The organism is Bradyrhizobium sp. CB3481 (assembly GCF_029714305.1).
Classification (GTDB): Bacteria; Pseudomonadota; Alphaproteobacteria; order Rhizobiales; family Xanthobacteraceae; genus Bradyrhizobium.
Map to the genome: position 1 here is coordinate 4,049,146 of NZ_CP121647.1, position 23,158 is coordinate 4,072,303.

General features: G+C 64.2%; 20 protein-coding genes and 2 pseudogenes. 12 read left to right on the forward strand and 10 right to left on the reverse strand.

Translation table 11 applies throughout. The features are described 5' to 3' along the window. The 3 genes from QA643_RS19655 (at position 1) to QA643_RS19665 (ending at position 1,951) form a co-directional block, all read left to right on the forward strand. Entirely contained in the window at positions 1 to 948 is a 948-nt protein-coding gene (locus QA643_RS19655) for a cytochrome D1 domain-containing protein (RefSeq protein ID WP_283027571.1), read from the forward strand. 176 nt (positions 949 to 1,124) lie between these two features. Continuing rightward, positions 1,125 to 1,451 (forward strand): PRC-barrel domain-containing protein, encoded by a 327-nt coding sequence (locus QA643_RS19660; protein WP_283027572.1) that lies wholly within the window; start codon positions 1,125 to 1,127, stop codon positions 1,449 to 1,451. A 128-nt stretch (positions 1,452 to 1,579) separates the two neighbouring features. Beyond that, positions 1,580 to 1,951 (forward strand): nuclear transport factor 2 family protein, encoded by a 372-nt coding sequence (locus QA643_RS19665; RefSeq protein WP_283027573.1) that lies wholly within the window; start codon positions 1,580 to 1,582, stop codon positions 1,949 to 1,951. A gap of 195 nt (positions 1,952 to 2,146) precedes the next feature. Here the strand turns inward: QA643_RS19665 and uvrA are convergent, their stop codons facing one another. From uvrA to QA643_RS19680, 3 genes are all read right to left on the reverse strand, one after another. Further along, positions 2,147 to 5,128 (reverse strand): excinuclease ABC subunit UvrA, encoded by a 2,982-nt coding sequence (uvrA, locus tag QA643_RS19670; protein ID WP_283027574.1) that lies wholly within the window; start codon positions 5,126 to 5,128, stop codon positions 2,147 to 2,149. A gap of 319 nt (positions 5,129 to 5,447) precedes the next feature. Then, complete coding sequence (locus tag QA643_RS19675) at positions 5,448 to 6,104, reverse strand: outer membrane protein (RefSeq protein WP_283027575.1); 657 nt, start codon at positions 6,102 to 6,104, stop codon at positions 5,448 to 5,450. A 224-nt stretch (positions 6,105 to 6,328) separates the two neighbouring features. Continuing rightward, the gene (locus QA643_RS19680) at positions 6,329 to 7,090 is read right to left on the reverse strand and encodes an outer membrane beta-barrel protein (RefSeq protein WP_283027576.1); all 762 of its coding nucleotides are present in this window, start codon (positions 7,088 to 7,090) and stop codon (positions 6,329 to 6,331) included. A 506-nt stretch (positions 7,091 to 7,596) separates the two neighbouring features. Between QA643_RS19680 and QA643_RS19685 the strand changes: the two genes are divergently transcribed. From QA643_RS19685 to gyrA, 3 genes are all read left to right on the forward strand, one after another. After that, positions 7,597 to 8,085 (forward strand): single-stranded DNA-binding protein, encoded by a 489-nt coding sequence (locus QA643_RS19685; protein WP_283027577.1) that lies wholly within the window; start codon positions 7,597 to 7,599, stop codon positions 8,083 to 8,085. Between the two features lie 148 nt (positions 8,086 to 8,233). Then, positions 8,234 to 8,632 carry a DUF2306 domain-containing protein gene (locus tag QA643_RS19690; RefSeq protein WP_283027578.1) on the forward strand — a complete coding sequence of 133 codons (399 nt, stop codon included), beginning with the start codon at positions 8,234 to 8,236 and terminating at the stop codon, positions 8,630 to 8,632. Between the two features lie 204 nt (positions 8,633 to 8,836). Then, positions 8,837 to 11,563 (forward strand): DNA gyrase subunit A, encoded by a 2,727-nt coding sequence (gyrA, locus tag QA643_RS19695; RefSeq protein ID WP_283027579.1) that lies wholly within the window; start codon positions 8,837 to 8,839, stop codon positions 11,561 to 11,563. A 98-nt stretch (positions 11,564 to 11,661) separates the two neighbouring features. Here the strand turns inward: gyrA and QA643_RS19700 are convergent. The 4 genes and pseudogenes from QA643_RS19700 to QA643_RS19715 all read right to left on the reverse strand — a co-directional run. Next, positions 11,662 to 12,459: pseudogene (locus QA643_RS19700) on the reverse strand (ATP-binding protein); the annotation flags it as partial. 108 nt (positions 12,460 to 12,567) lie between these two features. Beyond that, a pseudogene (locus tag QA643_RS19705) lies at positions 12,568 to 13,164 on the reverse strand (GAF domain-containing protein); the annotation flags it as partial. A gap of 164 nt (positions 13,165 to 13,328) precedes the next feature. Then, positions 13,329 to 14,687, reverse strand: a complete 1,359-nt coding sequence (gene pcaB, locus QA643_RS19710; RefSeq protein WP_283027580.1) for a 3-carboxy-cis,cis-muconate cycloisomerase — start codon at positions 14,685 to 14,687, stop codon at positions 13,329 to 13,331. A gap of 213 nt (positions 14,688 to 14,900) precedes the next feature. Beyond that, the gene (locus tag QA643_RS19715) at positions 14,901 to 15,158 is read right to left on the reverse strand and encodes a hypothetical protein (protein ID WP_283027581.1); all 258 of its coding nucleotides are present in this window, start codon (positions 15,156 to 15,158) and stop codon (positions 14,901 to 14,903) included. Between the two features lie 264 nt (positions 15,159 to 15,422). Here QA643_RS19715 and coaD point away from each other — a divergent pair, with 264 nt between their 5' ends. The 6 genes from coaD (at position 15,423) to QA643_RS19745 (ending at position 20,104) form a co-directional block, all read left to right on the forward strand. Further along, positions 15,423 to 15,920 (forward strand): pantetheine-phosphate adenylyltransferase, encoded by a 498-nt coding sequence (gene coaD, locus QA643_RS19720; RefSeq protein ID WP_283027582.1) that lies wholly within the window; start codon positions 15,423 to 15,425, stop codon positions 15,918 to 15,920. Between the two features lie 51 nt (positions 15,921 to 15,971). Beyond that, positions 15,972 to 16,514 (forward strand): peptidylprolyl isomerase, encoded by a 543-nt coding sequence (locus QA643_RS19725; RefSeq protein WP_283027583.1) that lies wholly within the window; start codon positions 15,972 to 15,974, stop codon positions 16,512 to 16,514. A gap of 4 nt (positions 16,515 to 16,518) precedes the next feature. Beyond that, complete coding sequence (locus tag QA643_RS19730) at positions 16,519 to 16,959, forward strand: hypothetical protein (RefSeq protein ID WP_283027584.1); 441 nt, start codon at positions 16,519 to 16,521, stop codon at positions 16,957 to 16,959. Then, on the forward strand, positions 16,935 to 17,399 hold the full coding sequence (locus QA643_RS19735; RefSeq protein WP_171713391.1) for a peptidylprolyl isomerase: 465 nt from the start codon (positions 16,935 to 16,937) through the stop codon (positions 17,397 to 17,399). The genes QA643_RS19730 and QA643_RS19735 overlap by 25 nt, the downstream gene beginning before the upstream one ends. Before the next feature lie 145 nt (positions 17,400 to 17,544). Continuing rightward, positions 17,545 to 18,621, forward strand: coding sequence for a tRNA preQ1(34) S-adenosylmethionine ribosyltransferase-isomerase QueA (gene queA / locus QA643_RS19740; RefSeq protein WP_283034857.1), 1,077 nt, complete (start codon positions 17,545 to 17,547; stop codon positions 18,619 to 18,621). Between the two features lie 181 nt (positions 18,622 to 18,802). Continuing rightward, the gene (locus QA643_RS19745) at positions 18,803 to 20,104 is read left to right on the forward strand and encodes a sorbosone dehydrogenase family protein (protein ID WP_283027585.1); all 1,302 of its coding nucleotides are present in this window, start codon (positions 18,803 to 18,805) and stop codon (positions 20,102 to 20,104) included. A gap of 112 nt (positions 20,105 to 20,216) precedes the next feature. Here the strand turns inward: QA643_RS19745 and QA643_RS19750 are convergent, their stop codons facing one another. The 3 genes from QA643_RS19750 to QA643_RS19760 all read right to left on the reverse strand — a co-directional run bounded on the left by QA643_RS19750 (position 20,217) and on the right by QA643_RS19760 (position 23,120). Beyond that, positions 20,217 to 21,263 (reverse strand): aspartate-semialdehyde dehydrogenase, encoded by a 1,047-nt coding sequence (locus QA643_RS19750; RefSeq protein WP_283027586.1) that lies wholly within the window; start codon positions 21,261 to 21,263, stop codon positions 20,217 to 20,219. A gap of 227 nt (positions 21,264 to 21,490) precedes the next feature. Further along, a complete protein-coding gene (locus QA643_RS19755; RefSeq protein WP_283027587.1) occupies positions 21,491 to 22,093 on the reverse strand; it encodes a PepSY domain-containing protein in 603 nt (200 codons plus the stop codon). A 283-nt stretch (positions 22,094 to 22,376) separates the two neighbouring features. Further along, positions 22,377 to 23,120, reverse strand: coding sequence for a TetR/AcrR family transcriptional regulator (locus QA643_RS19760; RefSeq protein WP_283027588.1), 744 nt, complete (start codon positions 23,118 to 23,120; stop codon positions 22,377 to 22,379). Between the last annotated feature and the right edge of the window lie 38 nt (positions 23,121 to 23,158).

The window sequence follows — 23,158 nt, forward strand, 5'->3', positions numbered from 1 at the left end:
GTGCGGGGCCTCGCACTGGCGGCGCTCGTCGCCAGCATCGGCGCAACCTTGGCCGGGCAAGGTTGCGCGGAGGAGGCATTCGTCACCAATCAGCTCAGCGAAAACCTGACGATCGTCGACCTCGCGACGTCGCGGCCAGTCGCGACCATCGCGATCGGCGGCAAGCCGGCCGGCGTCGCTGTGACGCCAGATGGACGCTTCGCCTATGTGACAAGCCCCGACGCCAAGGCGGTTACGGTGGTCGATGCTGTCGCACGCCAGGTCGTCGGCAAGATCAATGTAAGCGGCGGCCCGCTCGGCGTTGCCGTGGCGCCGGATGGCACGGCTGTCTATGTCGCCGACTGGTACGCCGCGGCGGTGCGGGTGATCGATCCGAAGGAGCAACGCGTGGTCGCCGATATCGCGGTCGGCGCCTCGCCGTCGGGGCTTGCGGTAACGCCGGACGGGCGGCTGTTGCTCTCGGCCGACCGCGATGCCGACAGCGTCTCCGTCGTCGATACTTCGACACGCGAACGCCGGGCCACAATCAAGGTCGGCACGCGCCCGTTCGGCATCACCATCGATATGGAGGGGCGGCGCGCCTACACCGCCAATGTCGGATCGAACGACGTCTCCGTGATCGACATTGCCGGTCAAAAGGAGATCGGACGCGTCAAGACGGGTCTGCGCCCCTATGCCGTCGCGCTCGCCCAGGGCCGCGGGTTCGTCACCGACCAGTATGGCGGCACCGTCAGCGTGTTCGATCTCGCGAGCCTCGTGCCGGTCAAGCACATCAATGTCGGCGAGTATCCGGAGGGAATCGCGGCGACGGCGGACGGCCGGCAGATCGTGGTGGCAAACTGGGAGAGCAACTCGATCAGCATTATCGATGCGGCCGAGCTGAAGGTGACCGGCGAGATCAAGGTCGGCGACGGACCAAGGGCGTTCGGAATGTTTCTCAGGCGGTAGGTCGCGGGAAGGTGCGTAGGGCGGGTTAGCCCAACGGGTCCGCGTAACGCGCGGCCCGATGACAGGCTCCGGCGTAACCCGCCGCTCTCGCCGAGCGAGTGGCGTGGCGGATTACGCTTCGCTAATCCGCCCTACAAGCTATAATGCCGGGAAGCAGAGAAGACAGGGAGGTCACCATGCCGCATACCCTGGTGCCCAGTGACCGCGTCGAGCATGTCAGCGTCTACTGCCGCGACGGCACAAGGCTCGGCTCGATCGAACGCCTGATGCTCGACAAGACCAGCGGAACGGTCGCCTACGCCGTGATCAAGACCGGAGGCCTGCTCGGCAGCCACCACCATTGTCCGATAAGGTGGGACGCCCTCCGGTTTGATCCGGCACGTCAGGCCTACCAGACCGACGTCACGCCGGAAGACCTGCGCGCCGGTCCGTCGGAGCTGGATGACGACGCCTTTGATTGGGGCGACCGCTCGCGCCCGCATCCGCGTTACTGGGGCGTATAGTACGTCAGCGCGATTGCCGAAGGCGTGCTCGTGCTGGCGGCGAGAAAGAAAGTGACGGGTTGCTCTTCGGCAATCCGCACTACGTTTGCGGGCGTGAGCAGTATCAATAATCCGGATGGAGCGGACGAATGGACATTCGATCGACGCTGACGGAGCTATGTGAGGCCTTCAACGCGCACGATCTTGATCGCATCATGGCGTTCTTCTCTGACGATTGCATCCTGGAGATGCCAAGGGGAAACAGGCCTTGGGGCGCTCGTTTCGAGGGCAAGCGGAACGTGCGAGAAGCGTTGGCGACACGCTTCGAAGGCTTGCCTGATGTCCATTACGGCAACGGCGAACACTTCGTGGATTCGGCTGCCGATACCGGCATCTCGAGATGGACTCTCACCGGCACCACCCGCGAGGGAGTGAGAAAGGAGGTCCAAGGGTGCGACTTCTATACGTTTCGCAACGGCAAGGTGATCCGCAAGGATTCATATTGGAAGATCGTGGAGTAACAGAACCGCAGGTGGGTAGAGCGAAGCGAAACCCATCATTATTCTTTACCTTGTGGCAAAGTTGATGGGTATCGCTTCGCTCCACCCATCCTACGCGCTGGGGTGATCGGCGCCCCCGCGTTATTAGACGGTGTAGAGTTGCAGCGTCGGTAGGGGCTGTGGCCGCTGCTTCGAACAGGGAAGCTCAAAAGGCGTCTACTCCGCCGCCTCACTAGCCCCCGCACTCTTCCGCGGCTTGCCATCCGCCTTCTTCAGCACCGGTGCCAAAAACTTCCCCGTATAGCTCCGCGGCGCTTTCACGATGTCCTCGGGCGGCCCCCAAGCCACGATCTCTCCGCCGCCGTCGCCGCCTTCTGGGCCGAGGTCGATGACCCAGTCGGCGGTCTTGATGACTTCGAGGTTGTGCTCGATGACGACGACCGTGTTGCCTTGCGCGACCAGCTCGTGCAGCACCTCCAGGAGTTTGGCGACGTCGTGGAAGTGCAGGCCGGTGGTCGGCTCGTCCAGGATATAGAGCGTGCGGCCGGTGGCGCGCTTTGACAGTTCTTTCGCCAACTTGACGCGCTGGGCTTCGCCGCCGGACAGCGTCGTCGCCTGCTGGCCGACATGGATATAGTCCAAGCCGACGCGGTGCAGCGTCTTGAAGGTCTCGCGCACGCGCGGGACGGCCTTGAAGAATTCGGCGGCTTCTTCCACCGTCATGTCGAGCACATCAGAGATCGACTTGCCCTTGAACAGGACTTCCAGGGTCTCGCGGTTGTAGCGCTTGCCCTTGCAGGTGTCACAGGTGACGTAGACGTCGGGCAGAAAGTGCATCTCGATCTTGATGACGCCGTCGCCCTGGCAAGCCTCGCAGCGGCCGCCCTTGACGTTGAAGGAGAAGCGGCCGGGCTCGTAACCGCGCGCCTTGGCTTCGGGCAGGCCGGCGAACCATTCGCGGATCGGCGTGAAGGCGCCAGTATAGGTCGCCGGGTTGGAGCGCGGGGTACGGCCGATCGGGGACTGGTCGATGTCGATGATCTTGTCGATATGCTCGAGACCCTCGATGCGGTCGTGCGGCGCGGCGCCCTCGCTGGCGTTGTTCAGCTTTCGCGCGATGGCGCGGTAGAGCGTGTCGATCAACAGCGTCGACTTGCCGCCGCCGGAGACGCCGGTGACGCAGGTGAAGAGTCCCAGCGGAATTTCCGCCGAGACATTTTTGAGGTTATTGCCGCGGGCGTTGACGACCTTGATGGTGCGCCGATGGTTCGGCGGCCGACGCTCGGGGATCGGCACCGATAACTCCCCCGTGAGATATTTGCCGGTCAGCGACTTCGGATTGCGCATGATGTCTGATGGCGTGCCCTGCGCCACGATGTGGCCGCCATGCATGCCGGCGCCGGGGCCGATGTCGAGCACGTAGTCGGCGAGGCGGATCGCGTCCTCATCATGCTCGACGACGATCACGGTATTGCCGAGGTCGCGCAGCCGCTTTAGCGTTTCCAACAGTCGCGCGTTGTCGCGCTGGTGCAGGCCAATCGAAGGCTCGTCCAGCACGTAGAGCACGCCTGTGAGCCCCGAGCCGATCTGCGATGCCAAACGGATGCGCTGGCTCTCGCCGCCGGACAGCGTACCGGAGGAGCGGGAGAGCGTGAGATAGTTCAGCCCGACATCGAGCAGGAAGGACAGCCGCTCGCGGATCTCCTTCAGCACGCGTCCGGCGATCTCGTTCTGCTGCGCGTTAAGCGCCTTCGGGACGCTTTCAAACCATTCGCCGGCGCGCTTCACCGAGAGTTCGGAGATCTCGCCGATATGCTTGCCGCCGATCTTGACGCAGAGCGCCTCCGGCTTGAGGCGGTGGCCGTTGCAGCCCGCACAGGGGATGTCGGAGAAATACTTGGCCAGTTCCTCGCGCGCCCATTCGCTCTCGGTCTCGCGGTAGCGGCGCTCGAGATTGGTGATGACGCCCTCGAACGGTTTCTTGGTGTCGTAGGAGCGCACCCCGTCCTCATAGGAGAACTTGATCTCGTCGTCGCCGGAGCCGTACAGCAGCGCGGCCTGCGTCTTCTTCGGCAGGTCCTTCCACTTGGTATCGAGCGTGAACTTGTAGAACTTGCCGAGCGCGGTCAGCGTCTGGATGTAATAGGGCGAGGAGGACTTGGCCCACGGCGCAATCGCGCCCTTGCGCAGGGTCAGCTCCTTGTCGGGGATGACGAGGTCTTCGTCGATATGCTGCTCGACGCCGAGGCCGCCGCAGGCTGGGCAGGCGCCATAGGGGTTGTTGAACGAGAACAGCCGCGGCTCGATCTCGGGGATCGTGAAGCCTGATACGGGGCAGGCGAATTTTTCCGAGAACAGGATGCGCTCGGGCCCGCTCTTGTCGTGGATCTTGGCGGTCTTCTTGTCGGACTTCTTCTCCTCGGTCGCCGCCGGCGCGTCGGCATATTCGATCACAGCCAAGCCTTCGGCGAGCTTGAGCGCAGTCTCAAAGCTCTCAGCGAGGCGCTGGCCGAGGTCGGGGCGCACCACGATGCGGTCGACCACGACGTCGATGTCGTGCGGGAATTTCTTGTCGAGGGTAGGCGGGTCCGACAGTTCATAGAAGGTGCCGTCGATCTTGACGCGCTGAAAGCCCTTCTTGAGCCATTCGGAGAGCTCCTTCTTGTACTCGCCCTTGCGGCCGCGCACGACCGGCGCCAGCAGATAGAGGCGGATGCCCTCAGGCAGCGTCAGCACGCGGTCGACCATCTGCGAGACCACCTGGCTTTCAATCGGCAGTCCCGTGGCCGGCGAATAGGGCACGCCGACGCGCGCCCATAAGAGGCGCATGTAGTCGTAGATCTCCGTGACGGTGCCGACGGTCGAGCGGGGATTCTTGGACGTCGTCTTCTGCTCGATCGAGATCGCCGGCGACAGCCCGTCGATCTGGTCGACATCCGGCTTCTGCATCATCTCCAGGAACTGGCGCGCATAGGCCGAGAGCGATTCGACGTAGCGGCGCTGACCCTCGGCATAGATGGTGTCGAAGGCGAGCGAGGATTTGCCGGAGCCGGAAAGGCCGGTGAACACGACGAGTTTGTCGCGGGGAATCTCGAGATCGACGTTCTTGAGATTATGCTCGCGCGCCCCGCGAATGGTGATCGCACGCGATGCGGAGCCGGCGGTCTGTTGGCGCTTCGCCCTTAGCACTTCATCCATATCGGCATTTCCAGGCGCGCAGGTCGCGCACCGAGTTGGGCGCGCATGGCCAGGCGGGAAACCGGGATCAGGCGCCGATGATTGAAAGTCGGAACATAGGAAGAACGGTAAGGAATTTCCAGTGCCGTGCGCGAATCATCAACGGATTGTTTTGCGCTATCAGTGTTTTGGCAGCAGCGGTCAGCAGGTGGATGCGGAATGGCGCAAAAGAAAAGCCTCCGTTCCGGATGTGGAACGGAGGCTGTTTAGCAAGAAAGCTGAAGGCTCTTGTTTGAACGCGGTTCTTGAAGGAGCGGCGATAGCTTCTCCGGTCGCGCACTTAGAAGTGGTAGTTCACACCAACTTGGACGCTGTGCAGGTTGAGTTCTCCGGTCGCCAAGCCCCCTGGAACGGCGGCGGTGAAGTAGTTCTGGCTCTCGAAGCTGCGATAGAGGTACTCGGCCTTGACCGACCACTTCGGCGCGAACATCACCTCGACACCGGCACCAGCGGCCCATCCGGAGTGGATCTTGCTGTCCGATACGCTCGCGCCAAGCGCCGAGAGTGTCAGGCGATTGTCGGCCCAAGCATAGCCGGCGGTGCCGTAGACCAGTACTTGGTCGAAAGCGTAGCCGACGCGGCCACGCACCGTGCCCATGTCGCGGATCCGGGTCTCGACCGCGGCGACAGCCGGGTTGCCCACCCTTGCGCCGATATCTGCCCAGGCGGCATCGGCCTCGATGCCGAGAACGACGTTGCCCATCTGCCAGTTGTAACCAGCAGTGCCGCCGGCGAAACCGCCGCTGATTGAGCCGATGCCATCGCCGTTTTCGCTGGCGTAGCCGCCCATCGCGCCGAGGTAGAAGCCGGTCCAGTTGTTGATCGCAATCGCTGCGGCGGGCGCCTTGGTATAGGGTCTTGCACCAAGATCGGCGGCGATCGCGGGCGCCATCCCAAGCGCGATCAAGCCAGTGGTCGTCAGCAGAATCTTTTTCACTTTTCTTTCCTTTCGCGGCTCTCGAACGCAACTCCCTCAGCCGTCAATTTGAGGTTGCTCCTGCGTATAGCCGAGGTGCCGCCGGATTCCTGTCTCCCGAAAACCACATCCGCGGCAAATGTAGGTAATATGCAACCGTCGCGAGTGGCACGGTTCCAAAATACAACCAAACAAAAAGGCCGGCGTAACGCCGGCCTTTCCGTATTCCCGTGTTGCAGCAGTGATCAGTACTTTGCGATGACCGGGCCGCCCCAGCGATAGTTGACGCGAACGGTGACGAGATCGACGTCCTGGCGGATCCGATCGCTGCCGAAGGGGAGGGCCCCCACGGTGGTGACAAAGTTGTGGGTGCGGTCCTGCATGAACAGATGGTTGTATTCGACACCGGCCGACCAGTTGGGAGCAAAGCCGAATTCAAGGCCCGCACCGACCACGCCACCCCAGCGGGTGTCGTCACCGGTGGTAGCAACCACGGCGTTCGTCGCAGCATCACGGATGCGGAAGCGATCCGCCGTAACGGCCGCACCGCCCTTGACATAGAACAGAACGTTATTGGCGGCCCAGCCGACCTGGCCCGTGATCAGGCCGAACGCATCGATGCGCGATTCGTTGCGGAGCGTCGCATCGAACAGGCTCACATTGCTGCCCCTGAAGTCGGCCCAGTTGCCCTGGCCTTCAAGGCCGAACACCCAGGTGCCGGTCTGCCAGCGATAACCGAGCTGACCGCCGGCGGTGCCGCCGGTTGCGTCGTGGCAGCCTTCGGGAAAGGCCGGAACGACAGGAGCCACGCCGTCATTGGTGAGATCCCAACACTTGTGGCTCGAACCCCAACCGCCGTTGGCGCCGATGTAGAAGCCGCTCCAGTCATACACAGCAGCGATCGGAGCAGGCGGCGCCTTGGTGTAGGGGCGCGCCGCAAGGTCGGCGGCCGCTGCAGGCGCGGCGAACGCGATGAAAGCAACTGTACCCAATAGAACCTTCTTCATGGTGTCTATCTCCAGATATTGTCCGCTTCTGTGGTCCCCGAAGCGTCCGTGGTGACGCGAGCGCCGCGCCGCTGGATGTATTTGATATCGCGACTCGCCCAGAAATGGCGTCTCCAAAAAGCCACACCGAAAAACCAAGTGTGTGGAACCAAGCTAATGATTTGTTAGGGGAAAGTGGAACTTTGGCGGGAACCTTCGGGTTCCATTCCGAGTTCATTGTGGTTTCCCGTGAGTTCCCGTGGTTCGCTCGGAGGTTGCGTCGTTATGATCTGAGCGAGTAGATAGAACAAAGCTGGAACATTGGGCGCCGCGATGCTATATGTGGATAACCGCTGGCTCGCGAAGGGATCGCGGGATCAGCGGGGCCTGCGAGCGTATAGGGTCGGTCCGGAAGGTCCGAAGAGCGGACACGAAAATTAGACAAGCGACAGGTCAAGAATTGAAACGGCTGCAGGAACGCGGCCGGAGCAGGGATTTTTGCCGGCGATATCGAGTGGAGAGCTGTGATGGCGGGAAGCGTGAACAAAGTGATTCTGATCGGCAACCTCGGCAAGGATCCTGAAATCCGGCGGACCCAGGACGGGCGGCCGATCGCCAATCTGAGCGTTGCGACGTCGGAGACCTGGCGCGACAAGGCGACCGGCGAGCGTAAGGAAAAGACCGAGTGGCACCGCGTCGTGATCTTCAACGAGGGTCTCTGCAAGGTCGCCGAGCAGTATCTGAAGAAGGGCGCCAAGGTTTACCTCGAGGGCGCGCTGCAGACGCGCAAATGGACCGACCAGAGCGGCGTCGAGAAGTACTCGACCGAGGTCGTGCTGCAGGGTTTTAACTCGACGCTGACCATGCTCGACGGTCGCGGTGGCGGTGGTGGCGGCGGCTTCGGCTCCGACGATGCCGGCGATTTCGGCTCCAGCGGCCCGGCTAGCTCCGCGCCGCGGCGCGCGGTGGCGGCGGGCAGCCGCAACAGCGACATGGACGACGACATCCCGTTCTGAGGCAAAACTATCCGCCATGCGCGTCGCAACGATTTCGCTCGCGAAGGCGGGCGGGTCCGTGCGGCCCGTCGTCGATTAATATTTACATGAGGTCTTTCCCCTAAGCTGCGCGCCGTCTCGAATGTCAACTTGAGATGGAGCGCCGAGCATGAGCCTCGCACCGCTGTTGGAGGCCCCGGAAACGATCCCGCTGCACGCGTTTGCTGCCATCGCAGCGTTTGCCCTCGGCCTCGTGCAGTTCGCCGCGCCAAAGGGAACGCTGCCGCACCGGACCCTCGGCTGGATCTGGGTGGTGCTGATGGCGGCAGTTGCGATCAGTTCGCTCTGGATCCACGAGATCCGCCTGGTCGGGCCGTTCAGCCCGATCCATATCCTGTCGGTCTTCGTGCCGGTCATGCTGGTGCTCGCGGTGCTGCATGCGCGCCGGCACAATGTCCGCGGCCACAAGAAGGCGATGACGTCGATCTTCTTTGGCGCGCTGATTATCGCCGGCGTGTTCACCTTCCTGCCCGGACGGATCATGCATGCGGTGGTTTTCGGCCCCTGAGGCGGTGGTAAGGAAGCACCGTTTTGGCGGTGTGTTTTCGGCCCGGAAATAGCCGTCCCGGCAGCCCCCGGAAAACCGCCTTGCGACGCGTTAAGTCCATGAAAAAACGAGCGGAAAAACAGCTCTGCCCGACGGCTTCGGGGTGGTGATCGGCCCCCTGATGCGCTATATGATTCTCCACTCAGAACTGACCTGGATCCCCCTTTGTCCGACAACGAAGACGACAAGCCCGGCGAGCCGCCGGAGTCCTCCGACATCCGTCCCGTTTCCATCCTCGACGAGATGAAGCGCTCCTACCTCGATTACGCCATGAGCGTGATCGTGGCACGCGCGCTGCCGGATGCGCGCGACGGCCTCAAGCCCGTGCATCGCCGCATTCTTTACGCGATGCACGAGAACGGCTTCGAGTACAACAAGTCGTACAACAAGTCGGCGCGCACGGTCGGCGACGTCATCGGTAAATACCATCCCCACGGCGATCAGTCGGTCTATGACGCGCTGGTGCGGCTCGCGCAGGATTTCTCCATGCGCGAGCCCCTGATCGACGGACAGGGCAATTTCGGCTCGGTCGACGGCGATACGGCGGCGGCCATGCGCTACACCGAATCCCGGCTGACCAAGATCGCGCAGACCTTGCTCGACGACATCGACAAGGACACCGTCGATTTCCAGGCGAACTATGACAGCCGTGACACCGAACCGACGGTGCTGCCGGCCAGGTTTCCCAACCTTCTGGTCAATGGCGCCGGCGGTATCGCCGTCGGCATGGCGACCAACATCCCGCCGCACAATCTCGGCGAAATCATCGATGCCTGTGTGGCGCTGATCGACAATCCCGCGCTTGCCATCGACGATCTCATCAACATCGTGCCGGGTCCGGATTTCCCGACCGGCGGCATCATCCTGGGACGCCAGGGCATCCGCTCGGCCTATCACCTCGGCCGCGGCTCGATCGTGATGCGTGGCAAGGTGACGATCGACACCATCCGGAAAGATCGCGAAGCGATCATCATCACCGAAATTCCCTACCAGGTGAACAAGGCGTCGATGGTCGAACGCATCGCCGAACTGGTGCGCGAGAAGAAGATCGACGGCATCTCCGATCTGCGCGATGAATCCGACCGCGACGGTTACCGCGTCGTGGTCGAATTGAAGCGCGACGCGGTGCCTGACGTGGTGCTGAACCAGCTCTATCGCTTCACGCCGCTGCAGACCAATTTCCCGGCCAACATGGTGGCGCTCGACGGCGGCCGTCCGCAGGTGATGAACCTGAAGGACCTGCTGACGCTGTTCATCGCCTTCCGCGAGCAGGTGGTCACGCGGCGCACGAAATTTCTGCTCAACAAGGCCCGCGACCGCGCCCACATCCTGGTCGGCCTTGCGATCGCGGTCGCCAATATCGACGAGATCATTCGCGTCATCCGGACCTCGCCCGATCCGAACACCGCGCGCGACACGCTGATGTCGCGCGACTGGCCGGCGCGGGATGTCGAAGCGATGATCACGCTGATCGACGATCCTCGGCACCGGATGTCGCCGGACGGCACCGCGCGGCTGTCGCTGGAACAGGCCAAGGCGATCCTCGACCTGCGCCTGCAGCGGCTCACCGCGCTCGGCCGCGAGGAGATATCCGAGGAGCTCGACAAGCTCGCGGTGGAGATCGCCGACTATCTCGACATCCTGCGCTCGCGCGCGCGCGTGCAGGCGATCATCAAGACCGAGCTCGGCGCCGTGAAGGACGAATTCGCGACGCCGCGCCGGACCGTCATCGTCGAGCAGGAAGGCGAGGTCGAGGACGAGGACCTGATCCAGCGCGAGGACATGGTGGTCACGGTCTCGCACGCCGGCTACGTCAAGCGCGTGCCGCTCTCGACCTATCGCGCCCAGCGCCGCGGCGGCAAGGGCCGCGCCGGCATGCAGACCCGCGACGAGGATTTTGTCTCGCGGCTGTTCGTCGCCTCGACGCATACGCCGGTGCTGTTCTTCTCCTCGAAGGGCCAGGTCTACAAGGAAAAGGTCTGGCGGTTGCCGATGGCGGCGCCGAACGCGCGCGGCAAGGCGATGATCAACATCCTGCCGCTGGAGCAGGGCGAGCGCATCACCACCATCATGCCGCTGCCGGAGGATGAATCCTCCTGGGCCAATCTCGACGTGATGTTCGCCACCACAGGCGGCACCGTCCGTCGCAACAAGCTATCCGACTTCGTCGATGTCCGCCGCTCCGGCATCATCGCCATGAAGCTCGGGGAAGGCGAGGCGATCGTCGACGTGCAGATCTGCACCGAGCACGACGACGTGTTGCTGACGGCCGCCGGCGGCCAATGCATCCGTTTCCCCGTCACCGACGTGCGCGTCTTCACCGGCCGCACCTCGATGGGCGTCCGCGGCATCGCGCTGGCAGAAGGCGACAAGCTGATCTCGCTGGCGATCCTGCGCCATGTCGAGACCACCTCGGACGAGCGGGTAGCCTACTTCAAGATGCGCCGCGCGGTGGCCGGCGAGACCGCGGCCGAAGAGCCCGTCGAGGGCGAGGGCGAGGAGAGTACCGGCTCGCTGCAGCTCTCGCAGGAGCGCTACGCGGAGATGTCGGCGCAGGAGCAGGTGGTGCTTACGGTCTCCGTCAACGGCTATGGCAAGCGCACCTCGTCCTACGAGTACCGCACCACCGGCCGCGGCGGCAAAGGCATCGTCGCGATGAGCGTCAACAACCGCAACGGCAAGCTGGTGGCGTCATTCCCGGTCGAGCACAGCGACCAGATCATGCTGGTCACCGACAAGGGCCAGCTGATCCGTTGCCCGGTCGAGGACATCCGCATCGCCGGCCGCTCGACGCAGGGCGTCATTGTGTTCGACACCGCCGATGACGAGCACGTGGTGTCGGTCGAGCATATCTCGGAAGACGAGAACGGCGAGAACGGGAACGGCGGCTAAGGCTGCCGTAGCCCGGTGAGCGCAGCGAGACCCGGGAAAGCTCATCCGCGGTAAGATTGTCACCGGATATCGCTTCGCCCATCGAGGCCACGCGCTCATCAGTCCCCAGCCGCCGCCAGCGGCGCTTCGCGGGGCATGACGATGCGGAATTTCGTTCCTGCGCCCTGCCTGGTTTCCAGATTGATCCGGCCGCCCAGGCGGTTGGTCACGATGTTATGGACGATGTGCAGCCCGAGGCCGGTGCTGCCCTGGTCGCGCCTGGTGGTGAAAAACGGATCGAAGACCTGGCGCCGGACCTCCGGGCTCATGCCACAGCCGTCGTCCGAAAACAGCACCTCGACATTGTGTTTTCCCGACGCCTGGGCCGCAATGTGGACGGAGCCGCGCGTGCCGTCCGGATAGGCGTGCACCGCGGAATTGATCACCAGATTGGTCAGCACCTGGCCGTAGGGGCCGGGATAGCTGTTCATGGCAAGATCAGGCTCGCATGCGACGTTGACCACGAGGTTTCGGCGCAGCCCGAACCGCAACCCCTTCACGACCTGTTCGGTCACCTCTGCGAGATCGAAGCCGCGCCGGTCCGAAACGTTGCGATCGGTCGCAACCTGCTTGAACGACTGGATCAGGTCGATCGCGTGATTGAGGTTGATCATGACCTGCGACGCCGCCTCCCGGCTTGACGCAATGAACTCGGTCAGGCTCGAACGGCGCACGCCGCCGCTCGCGACATCGGCTTCGAACCGATCCGCCTTGTTGATGAAGGCGGAGGCGACCGTCAGGCTGGTGCCGACGGGGGTGTTGAGCTCGTGAGCGACGCCGGCCACCAGCCGTCCCAGCGCGGCGAGCTTCTCGGTTTGTATGAGACCGTCCTGAGCGGCGCGCAGATCGTCGAGCGATTGCGACAATTGCGTCGTGCGGGCCTGCAGCTCGGTGAACAGCCGTGTGTTCTCGATGGCAATCACCGCCTGGCCGGCAAAGGTTTTCAGAAGCTCGACCTGCGGCTTGGGAAACAGTTTCGGCTCGAGCCGCATCACCGCGATGGCGCCGATCGCGACGTCGTCGCGCAGCATCGGTACGACGAGGATGCTGCGATAGCCTGATGCTCTCTGCAGCTCGCTGTACCCGCCGGAGACGAGCACATCCGGCTCGTGCACGACGCGGCGCTCGCGGATGGCGACCGAGATCAGGTTGCCGCTGGTGAGCGGAGCAGGGTAGGCCTTCTCCACCGCGGCGATCGATTCCGGGGAGAACTGGTCGTATGCGACCAGATGAACATGATCGCCGTCCCGGCGATAGATGGCGCTGAGCACGCTGTGGCAAAGCCGGGCGGCGTTCTTGATGATCCTGTCGAACACCGGCTGGATGCCGGTCGGCGAGTCCGAGATCAGGCTCAAAACCTCGGCGGTTGCGGCCTGCCGCTCCCTGGCTTCCTGCAGTTCGAGCCTAAGCTGTTCGACCTCCGATATGCCGGACGTTTCGGCTCTTGCTCTTGCGGCCTTCTTTTTCGCAGGGCTGGAGGCGGTCGCGGCCCTTGGTGGACCGCGGCGCTTTGCCGTGGTCGCACGGCTTTTCGATCTCGTTGGTCTATCGCCAGCTTTCATCACCTGCCCCAACTCGCCAGATAAGCTATCGCATCGGCCTCAGCCAGCAACGGGAAAATGGCGTCCAATGGGCGGCGGCGCTGCGGTTTCGGGGCGTCGCGCGTGTTGAAGCCGGAATGGCGAAGCGAGAAGCCCGGGACGAGCGGCGATAACCTCTGTTTGATTTACCGCTTGGCCTGACGGGCCAGCACGCGGTCGACCATCTGCGCGGCCGTTCCGAGATAGTTGGATGGTTCGCACAAGGCGGCTAGCTGATCGCGCGGCAGGGCGGATGCGATGGTGGGACGGCGCAGCAACGCGTCCAGTAGGCCATCGCCGCGCTCGAAAGCGTCGCGGCAGGCGGCGTAGACCTCATCATGCGCGCTCTGGCGGCCGAGCGCGGGCGCGAGCCCCATCATGACGGCTTCGGCGACGATCAGGCCGCGCGTGGAATCGAGGTTTTTCTTCATCGCCGCCGGTTCGACGATCAGGCCCGAGAGCATGAACTGCGCCTGCGCCAGCGAGCCGGCGGTCAGCAGGCAGGCCTGGGGTAAAGAGAGCCATTCGCAATGCCAGGGTCCGGTAGCGCGCTCGAGATCCTGCACCATCGCATCCAGCATCAGCGAAGCGGCGTCGCGCGAGGCCTTGGCGTTGGCCAGCAGGATTTCCGAGGAGATCGGATTACGCTTCTGCGGCATGGTCGAGGATGCGCCGCGATGCGAGGAGAACGGCTCGAACACCTCGCCAATCTCGGTCGCCATCAAAATCATGACATCGTAACCGATCTTGCCGAGCGCGCCGCAGATCACGGCCAGCGTCTGCACCATCTCGACCAGCCCGTCACGGGCGACGTGCCAGGTGATGTCGGGCTCATTCAGATCGAGCGCCCGCGCGTAAGCCGCGCGCACGTCCAGTCCGCGGTCGCCGAGCGAGGCCAGCGTGCCCGCGGCGCCGCCGAGCTGGGCCTGCAGCGCGCGGGGTTTGGCCTGCGCCAGCCGTTCGGCCGAACGTTGCAGCGCCGACAGCCAGATCGCCGCCTTGTGGCCGAAGGTAACAGGCAGCGCCTGCTGCAGATGGGTTCGCCCGGCCATCGGCGTATCGCGGTGGCGGCGGGCCAGACTGGCGAGCGTATCCATGACCTCGGCGAGTTGGGCCTCGATCAGGATCACCGCCTCGCGCAGTTGCAGCACGGTCGCGGTATCCATGATGTCCTGGGTGGTCGCGCCCCAGTGCAGATAGCGGCCGGGCTCGCCGAGCGCCTGCGACAGCTGACGGACCAGGCCGACGATGGGATAGCCGACATTCTCGGTGTCACGCTTCAATTGCGCATGATCGAGCACTACCGCCGGGGCCTGCCGCGCAATCGCCTCGGCCGCCTCGCGCGGAATGACGCCGGTTTCGCCCTGCGCCGTGGCAAGCGCCACTTCGGCCTGTACATAGGCCTTGAGCAGGGCATCGTCGGAAAACACCGCCCGCATGGCCGGCGTGGAGAAGACGTCGCGATAGAGGACGCTGTCGAACATGGTGCTGGCCACCGCGGTCATTTCACTCCCTGCTGGCTTCTGCGGCCATAGGATTGACGCGGTGGCATCTGTCAAGCGCGGGTGCGAGAGATCATCGGCCGGCGCGACCGGCAGGCCAGATTATGCGCCTAGATAGGCGCGCCGCCGCCCCAAAACGCCAGCGGCGAGCAGGGGGGCATCCCTGCTCGCCACGATAGCGTTCCTTGGAGGAGTTGGAACGAAAATCCTTGCCGCTTACGGAGTGCGGTCGGCGGTCACCAGGCGGGCTTCCTTGACCACCGACTTGGAGCCGGCGGTACGCAGGCACGAGGCCTCAAAGTTCGGCCAAGCCTGCTGCGAGCAGTCCTTGCTGACGGTGCGGATATCCAAGCGGTCGCCCTTGGCCAGTGCCTGCGGCACGCTTGCTTCGACCTGAGGAGCAAAGCCGGGCAGTACGGTCAGCGCAGCGGCGATGAATGCGGCGGCAGCAACCGCGGTAAAAGCCTTGATCATGACGGTCCCCTGAGATGGGCCTTGGCGGCCCGTCGTTTCGTTGGGGAGGTTGTAGTTAACGCAAGTTTCCGGCTGTCTTCGCGGCCGCGGAAAATGGTTTCGTCCCGGCCGAGTTTTGTTTCGTCGGGCTGGCTGCGACGAAACAATCGCCGGCAGCAGCGGCTTTTCGGGAATTCGGCCATTGGCCGATCCAATTCAGGCCAATGGGCCAGATGGGAACCCGCGTGGCTTGCCGGGCCGCCCGGGGCGCGGTAGACGGGGCCTATGCCCCGTATCGCGCTCTATCCCGGTTCCTTTGACCCCATCACCAACGGCCATCTGGACGTGGTCCGGCACGCCGTGCCGCTGTGCGACCGCCTGATTGTGGCCATCGGTGTCCATTCCGGCAAGAAGCCGCTGTTTTCGACCGAGGAACGGCTCGAGATGGTTCGGGCGACCTGCGAGCCGATCGCGCAACAGGCCGGCTGCGCGTTCGACTGCACTACCTATGACAACCTCACCGTCACCGCGGCGCGGCAGGTCGGTGCGACCATCATGATTCGGGGCCTGCGCGACGGAACCGATATGGACTACGAAATGCAGCTTGCCGGCATGAACGAGGTCATGGCACCCGAGGTGCATACCGTGTTCGTGCCGGCATCACCCGCGGTCCGCCCGATCACCGCGACGCTGGTGCGCCAGATCGCCGGCATGGGCGGCGACTTCTCCGCCTTCGTGCCGCCATCGGTTGCAGCCAGCCTGAAGAAGAAATTTGCGGGCTGACGCGCACCTGCGCGCCCCGACGCTTTCCTGTTTCACATCAGCGGAGCTTTCATGATCCGAATTCTCGCCGTTCTTGCCGCACTGTTCCTCGCCGCGCCCGCCGTCGCCCAGCAACTGCCCGCCGGTCTCGACAAGGCGAATGCGATCGTGATCGACACCACCAAGGGCCGCATCGTGATCAAGCTGCGCAACGACCTTGCGCCCCAGCATGCCGAGCGCATCAAGCTGCTCGCGCGCGAAGGTTACTACAACAACGTGCCTTTCCACCGCGTGATCGAAGGGTTCATGGCGCAAACCGGCGACGGCAAGAACTTCAACGGCACCGGCGGCTCGAAATACCCGAACCTGCCGGCCGAGTTCTCCAACGTGCCCTACAAGCGCGGCATCGTCGGCATGGCGCGCACCAGCGATCCCAATTCGGCGAATTCGCAGTTCTTCATCATGTTCGCGGAAGGCGCCTCGCTGAACGGCAAGTACACCGTGATCGGCGAGGTGGTGTCCGGCATGGACGTCGTCGACAAGATCAAGCGCGGCGAACCGGTCGTCGATCCCGACAAGATGGTGAAGGTGCAGGTCGCATCCGACATCAAGTGAGGCAATGAGGCCGGCGCGGCGCAGCTCTTCGTTCTGGATTGCTGCCGCGCTGGTGTGGCTTGTGTCGGATGTATCGGCTTCGGCGCAGCCACAGCAGCTCGACACGCTCAAGGATGTGTTCGCCAGATTGCATTCGTGCTGGCGGCCGCCGCCAGGCCCGGGCGTCAGCCCGCTCGATATTACCGTCGTCGTCAGTTTCAACCGCGAAGGGGCGATTCTTGGTCAACCCAGGATTACCTATGAAACCGCAGGCGCCGGCGACAGTGACCGGATCGCGTACCGAATTGCGGTGATGGAAACATTGCAACGCTGTACGCCGTTGCCATTTACCGAGGGACTCGGCGGTGCGATTGCCGGCCGGCCTTTGGCGGTCACTTTCAGAACCCGTAAACGTCCACCCAAACCGGAAGAGAAAAGAGCATGGCTGATACAGAAAATACTTTGATCCTTGAGACCACCCAAGGCCCGGTCACCATCGAGATGCGTCCCGACCTCGCGCCTGGCCACGTCGCCCAGATCAAGAAGCTGGTGCGCGACGGGTTTTACGACGGCATCGTGTTCCATCGCGTCATCGAAGGCTTCATGGCGCAGACCGGCTGCCCGCACGGCACCGGCACCGGCGGTTCCGGCAACAAGCTGAAGGCCGAGTTCAACAAGGAGCCGCACGTCCGCGGCACCGTGTCGATGGCCCGCGCGGCGAATCCGGATTCCGGCGACAGCCAGTTCTTCATCTGCTTCGACGACGCCTCCTTCCTCAACGGCCAGTACACGGTCTGGGGCAAGGTCACCTCGGGCATGGAGAACGTCGACAAGATCAAGCGCGGCGAGCCGGTGCAGAACCCGGATAAGATCGTCAAGGCGCGGATGGCGCTGGACGCTGCTTAGCTTTCACAACTCACTCTAATGTCATGCCCCGCGAAGGCGGGGCATCCAGTACTCGCCAGCGTTGGTAATAAGAGCGGTCTGTGAGTACTGGATCGCCCGCCCCAGTGCGCAATTGCGCACAAGGCGGGTGATGACGGCTTGGGCCATGCGCACCGATCTCTTCGACTTCGAACTCCCCGCGACAAGCATCGCGCTGCGGCCCGCCAGTCCGCGCGATGCCGCGCGTATGCTGGTGGTGAAGGGCGACGGCGTGCTGCACGACCGCACGGTCGCCGAACTGCCGCGCTGGCTGGAGCCGGGCGATCAGCTCGTTGTCAACGACACCAAGGTGATCTCCGCCCAGCTCAAGGGCCGTCGCATCGGCCGCGAGACCGAGCCGAAGATCGAGGCGACCCTGATCAAGCGGCTGGACGGCTCGCGCTGGCGTGCGCTGGTGAAGCCCGCCAAGAAGCTAGCGCCCGGCGACACCGTGCGCTTCGGCAATGAGGGCAAGGTGTGCCTGCTCGGCCATCTCGATGCCGAGGTCGAGGCCAAGGGCGAGGAGGGCGAGATCACGCTGTCGTTCTCGTTCCACGGCCCGGCGCTGGACCAGGCCATCGCCGATCTCGGCACGCCGCCATTGCCGCCCTATATCGCCAGCAAGCGCACGCCCGACGATCGCGACGCCGCCGACTACCAGACCATGTTTGCAGCCAATGAGGGCGCGGTCGCCGCGCCGACCGCAGGACTGCATTTCACGCCGGCGCTGGAAGCGGCGCTGTGCGAGCGGGGCGTCGCTCTGCACCGGCTGACGCTGCATGTCGGGGCCGGGACCTTCCTGCCGGTCAAGGTCGAGGAGACCTCCGAGCACAGGATGCATGCCGAGTGGGGTTCGATCTCATCGGATACAGCGGCGGCGCTGAACGATGCGCGCGCGCAAGGTGGACGCATCGTCGCGGTCGGCACCACCTCGCTGCGGCTGCTCGAAAGTGCCGCGCGCGAAGACGGTATCATCCAGCCGTTCGAGGGCGAGACCTCGATCTTCATCACGCCGGGCTACCGGTTTCGCGCGGTCGATATTCTCCTGACCAATTTCCATCTGCCGCGCTCGACGCTGTTCATGCTGGTGTCGGCCTTCTCGGGCCTCGAAACGATGAAGCGGGCCTATGCCCACGCCATCGCCGCCGGTTACCGCTTCTATTCCTATGGCGATGCCTGCCTGCTGTTTCGCGCGCGAAGCTGACACGGTCTTTCGGCCGCGGGTCAGGAAAAGAAGCCCGCCGAGGGCGGGCTAAAGGTTCAGGGAGGAAGCGCTCTGACAATCAAGCGCCACGGTTGTATGTCTTCGATTCGGCCGCTTCCGAAAAGATCGTAGTACTACCGTCTCTCGGCGCATCGTGCCGCGTGACCAACAGGGGAACTGCATGAGTTTTTCCAGTATTTTTGCGCGCTTGGTCGCGCTGGTCGGCGCTGGCGCACTGTTTTGGCGTCGGATGCAGGGCGCGCAGCCGAAGGCGGCCTGGGGCAGCACCCCCGCAATTCCTACCGCCAGGCCGCAAGGCGCCATCCCGACGCTCAAGATGCCGACCGCGCAGGGCTGGAGCGAGGGACAGAAGCCGGCCGCGGCGCCCGGGCTCAAGGTCAACGCCTTTGCCAGGGATCTGGACCATCCGCGCTGGATCAACGTCATGCCCAATGGCGACGTCCTGATCGCCGAGGCGACGCAGATCGCCGGAAAGCCCAGAAGCGTATTTCACTATGCGATGCAGGCGACGATGCGGCGTGCCGCGGCGCTCGGCGTCAGTGCCGACCGCATCACGCTATTGCGCGACCGCGATGGCGATGGCGTCGCCGAGGGGCGCGGGATCTTCATGGACGGGCTGAGCCAGCCGTTCGGCATGGCGCTGGTCGGTGACACCTTCTACGTCGGCAACACCGATGGCGTGGTCGCCTTTCCCTATGTCGCAGGTAGCGACCGCATTACGGCCGAAGGACGCAAGCTCGTCACCTTCAAGCCCGGCGGGCACTGGACGCGCAGCCTGTTGCCGAGCCCCGATGGCACGAAGCTCTACGCCGGCGTCGGCTCGCTCAGCAACATCGCGGAGATGGGGATGGAGGTCGAGGAGGGCCGCGCCGCCGTCTATGAGCTCGATCTGGCAGGCGGCACCAGCCGCATCTTCGCCAGCGGCCTGCGCAACCCCGTGGGGCTCGCCTTTGAGCCCAACACTGGCGTGCTCTGGACCGTCGTCAACGAGCGCGACGGCCTCGGCGACGAGACGCCGCCGGACTATCTGACCTCGGTGCGCGACGGCGGCTTCTACGGCTGGCCCTATTGCTATTGGGGCCAGACGGTCGACGACCGCGTGCCGCAGGACCCGGCGATGGTCGCGAAAGCCATCCAGCCGGATTACGCGCTCGGCGGCCACACCGCCTCGCTCGGCCTGTGCTGGATGCCGGCGGGCACGCTGCCGGGCTTTCCCGACGGCATGGTGATCGGCCAGCACGGCTCCTGGAATCGCAGCACGCTCAGCGGCTATGCCGTCGTCTTCGTTCCCTTCGAGAACGGCCGCCCCTCCGGCCCGGCGGGGGATATTTTGACGGGCTTTCTCGCGCCCGATGAGAAGGTCTCGTACGGGCGGCCAGTCGGCGTCACGCTCGGTCCCGATGGCTCGCTGCTGGTCGCCGACGACGTCGGCAATTGCATCTGGCGGGTGACGGGAGCGTAGGTACGTAGGGTGCGGTAGGTGGGCAAAGGCGCACTTGCGCCGTGCCCACCATCGTGCCGCATCGTCAGTCTGAATGGTGGGCACGCTTCGCTTTGCCCACCCTACAAGATCATCACGCCATCGCGCGCTGCGGGAGCAACTCCGCGATCTGGATCGCATTCAGCGCCGCGCCCTTCAGTAGCTGATCGGCCGAGACGAACATCGAGATCGAGTGGCCGGAAGCGTCGCTGAGATCCTTGCGGATGCGGCCGACGAGAACATCATCCTGGCCTGAGGCATCGATCGGCATCGGGAAGTAGTTCTTCGCGCGGTCGTCGACGATTTTCACGCCCGGCGCCTTCGACAGGATCGCGCGCACCTCGTCCTCGGTGATCGGCTTCTCGCATTCGAAGGTGATCGCCTCGCAATGGGCGCGCAGCACGGGCACGCGCACGCAGGTGACGCCGATGGCGATCTTCTCATCCTCGAAGATCTTGCGGGTCTCCTTGATTACCTTGGTCTCTTCGTCGTTGTAGCCGGTCTCCGGGTCGATCGCCGTGTTGTGGCTGAAGACGTTGAAGGCGTAGGGCAGCGGGATCACCTTGGGCGTGAACGGCCGGCCATCGAGGTAGGCACGGGTCGATTCCACGAGCTCTTCCATGGCCGCGGCGCCGGCGCCGCTCGCTGCCTGGTAGGTCGAGACAATCATGCGCTTGATGCGGTTCTGCCGGTGGATCGGCCACAGCGGCACCAGTGCCGTGATCGCCGAACAGTTCGGATTGGCGATGATACCCTTATGATCCCTGATGCGGCCCGCATTGATCTCCGGGATTACCAGCGGCACGTTCGGATCCATGCGGAAGGCGGAGGAATTGTCGACGACTACCGCGCCGGCCTTCACGGCAGCCGGTGCGAACTTGCGCGAGATGCTGCCGCCGGCCGAGAACAGCGCGATGTCGACGCCCTCGAACGACTTCTCAGTGAGCTCCTCGATGACGATGCTCTGCCCGCGGAATTCGACGGCCTTGCCGGCCGAGCGGGCGCTGGCCAGCGCCTTGAGCTTGCGGACGGGAAAATTGCGCCGGTTCATCGTGGCGATGAATTCGGCGCCGACGGCGCCGGTCACGCCGGCAATGGCAACAACGGGTTCGTAGCTCACGGGTCTGTCCTCTCTGGGCATCAATGGTCTGGGCAATAAAAAAGCCCCGGTCCTTTTCAGGCGGGGCTTCGGTTCGGATGTTGCGGTCGTTCGACTACGCGCGCGCGGCTCCCGAGCCCCCGGAGGGTGCTTTGGTTTTCGCGGTGGTTTTGGTCGAGATCGTCATGGCGTGGACTTATGCGGCAGCCTGGCGCCGCCGTCAATGGGTTTCAGCCGGCATCTGGCTGCAACGGGGCCTGAGGTGCCTGTCATCGCCGTCTTGCGACGGCAGGAGGCGCGAGGATCACCTCTTTCATGTCGCCGCCGCTGATGACGACGATCGCGAAATTCAGCCGGTTGCGCTGGCGGATCAGGCCGCCGCTGATCGCCTTGCCGGATGCCGCGTATTCGGCGACGCGAACGGCATCCGCCAGCTGGTACCGGATCGTCTTGAGCGCGGCGAGATTGCTGCGGTCCTCGGCATCGAGCTCCTTCAGCGGCAGCGCGGCTTCGCCGCCGACGACCTCGCCGGTCGTGGCGTTGACGGCGTGGTGCCAGATGCGGTCATTGTGCAGGATCTTTACCCGGTAGACCGGCGCATCAGGCGCGCCGTCGAAGCTGACATCGGCAGTTGTCGCGCCGGCATGCAGGGCTTCGGCAATCGCCATCGCCTGGCTGAGCGAGACCGCCGTGCCCCGAAAGAGTTCGAGTTCGCGGCTGATCGCCTTCTGGTCGGACGCGGCGCCATCCTCGGCCTCGTTGTGGACCGCGGCCGGCTCATCGGTTGGCGAGGCGAGGGCATACACGGGGGCAGGGAGGATCATCGCCACCAGGGCGATCGCGAGCAATGGTCTCCAGCCGGACTTACGCATCTTGCAGCCTCCATCCATGAGCCTGTCTATCCCGAGACTGCTCTGCCGGCGGAACCGCCGGACCACCCTCGTACAACGCGCGGCCGACCCTTTGGGGGACATCGGGTCGGCCGCGGAGCGTCGCAAACGGAGCTGAATCGCCGTTTGCGGCGATGAAGCGGCGCAGGCTCCCGCCGGGGACCCGTTAGCAGGAACCTGCACTTCGCTTGTAACAAAACCATACCGTATCGTTTTATTTTGGGCAATGAGGCTGGCGGGCCGTGAACGTGTTCTCACGGAATTGTCAGCGGGAAGCGCGCCGCCGGACGGTTCCCTTGGGGGTGGTGGGCTGAACGCGGCTCGGCGGCCCGAGCGCGCCGGCCAGGAACAGCCTGATCGCCGAGCGCATGCGCTTTTCGGCGGACTTCATCTCGAGCGGCGTTCCGAACGTCGCCATGCGGTGGGTGTGACCGACCACCACGTCGAGAAACACCTCGGCCGCAATGCCGGTATCCTCGACGTCCATCGCGCCTTGCGCGACCAGATGATCGAAGAAGCGCGCGGTCGTCGAAACCGCCTTCAGCCAGCCCTCTTCCTTGCCGAGCTTGGCGATATCGGGAAAGTTGATGGCCTGCGATGTCATCATCCGGCTGAACGCGACGGCGTCGGGCCCGCAGGTGAACATCAGCATCTCGCGCCCGACCTCGATCAGGCGCTGCTCGACCGAGATGTCCGAGGGACGCGTAAGCTGCACCTCCGCGGCTTCGGCAAGCGGCGCCAGCCAGCGGTCGATTTCGCGCCTCAGCACTTCCGCGAACAGGCCGCGCTTGTCGCCGTAGCGCGCATAGACGGTGGGCTTGCTGACGCGGGCTGCCTCGGCAACCGCATCAAGCGAGGTTGCATCATAGCCCCGGTCTAGGAAAAGACGGGTGGCAACCTCGATCAGGCGCTGATCGCGCTCGATGGCGGCGCTTTTCGTCGGCCGCCCGCCGCGCGACTTCGGGATGTTCCGTTTCGCCGGCCTGGCCTTGGTCGCAGTCAATCCCATGCCCAATGATTCCTGCGCGGTCCTGATAACAGTCATTG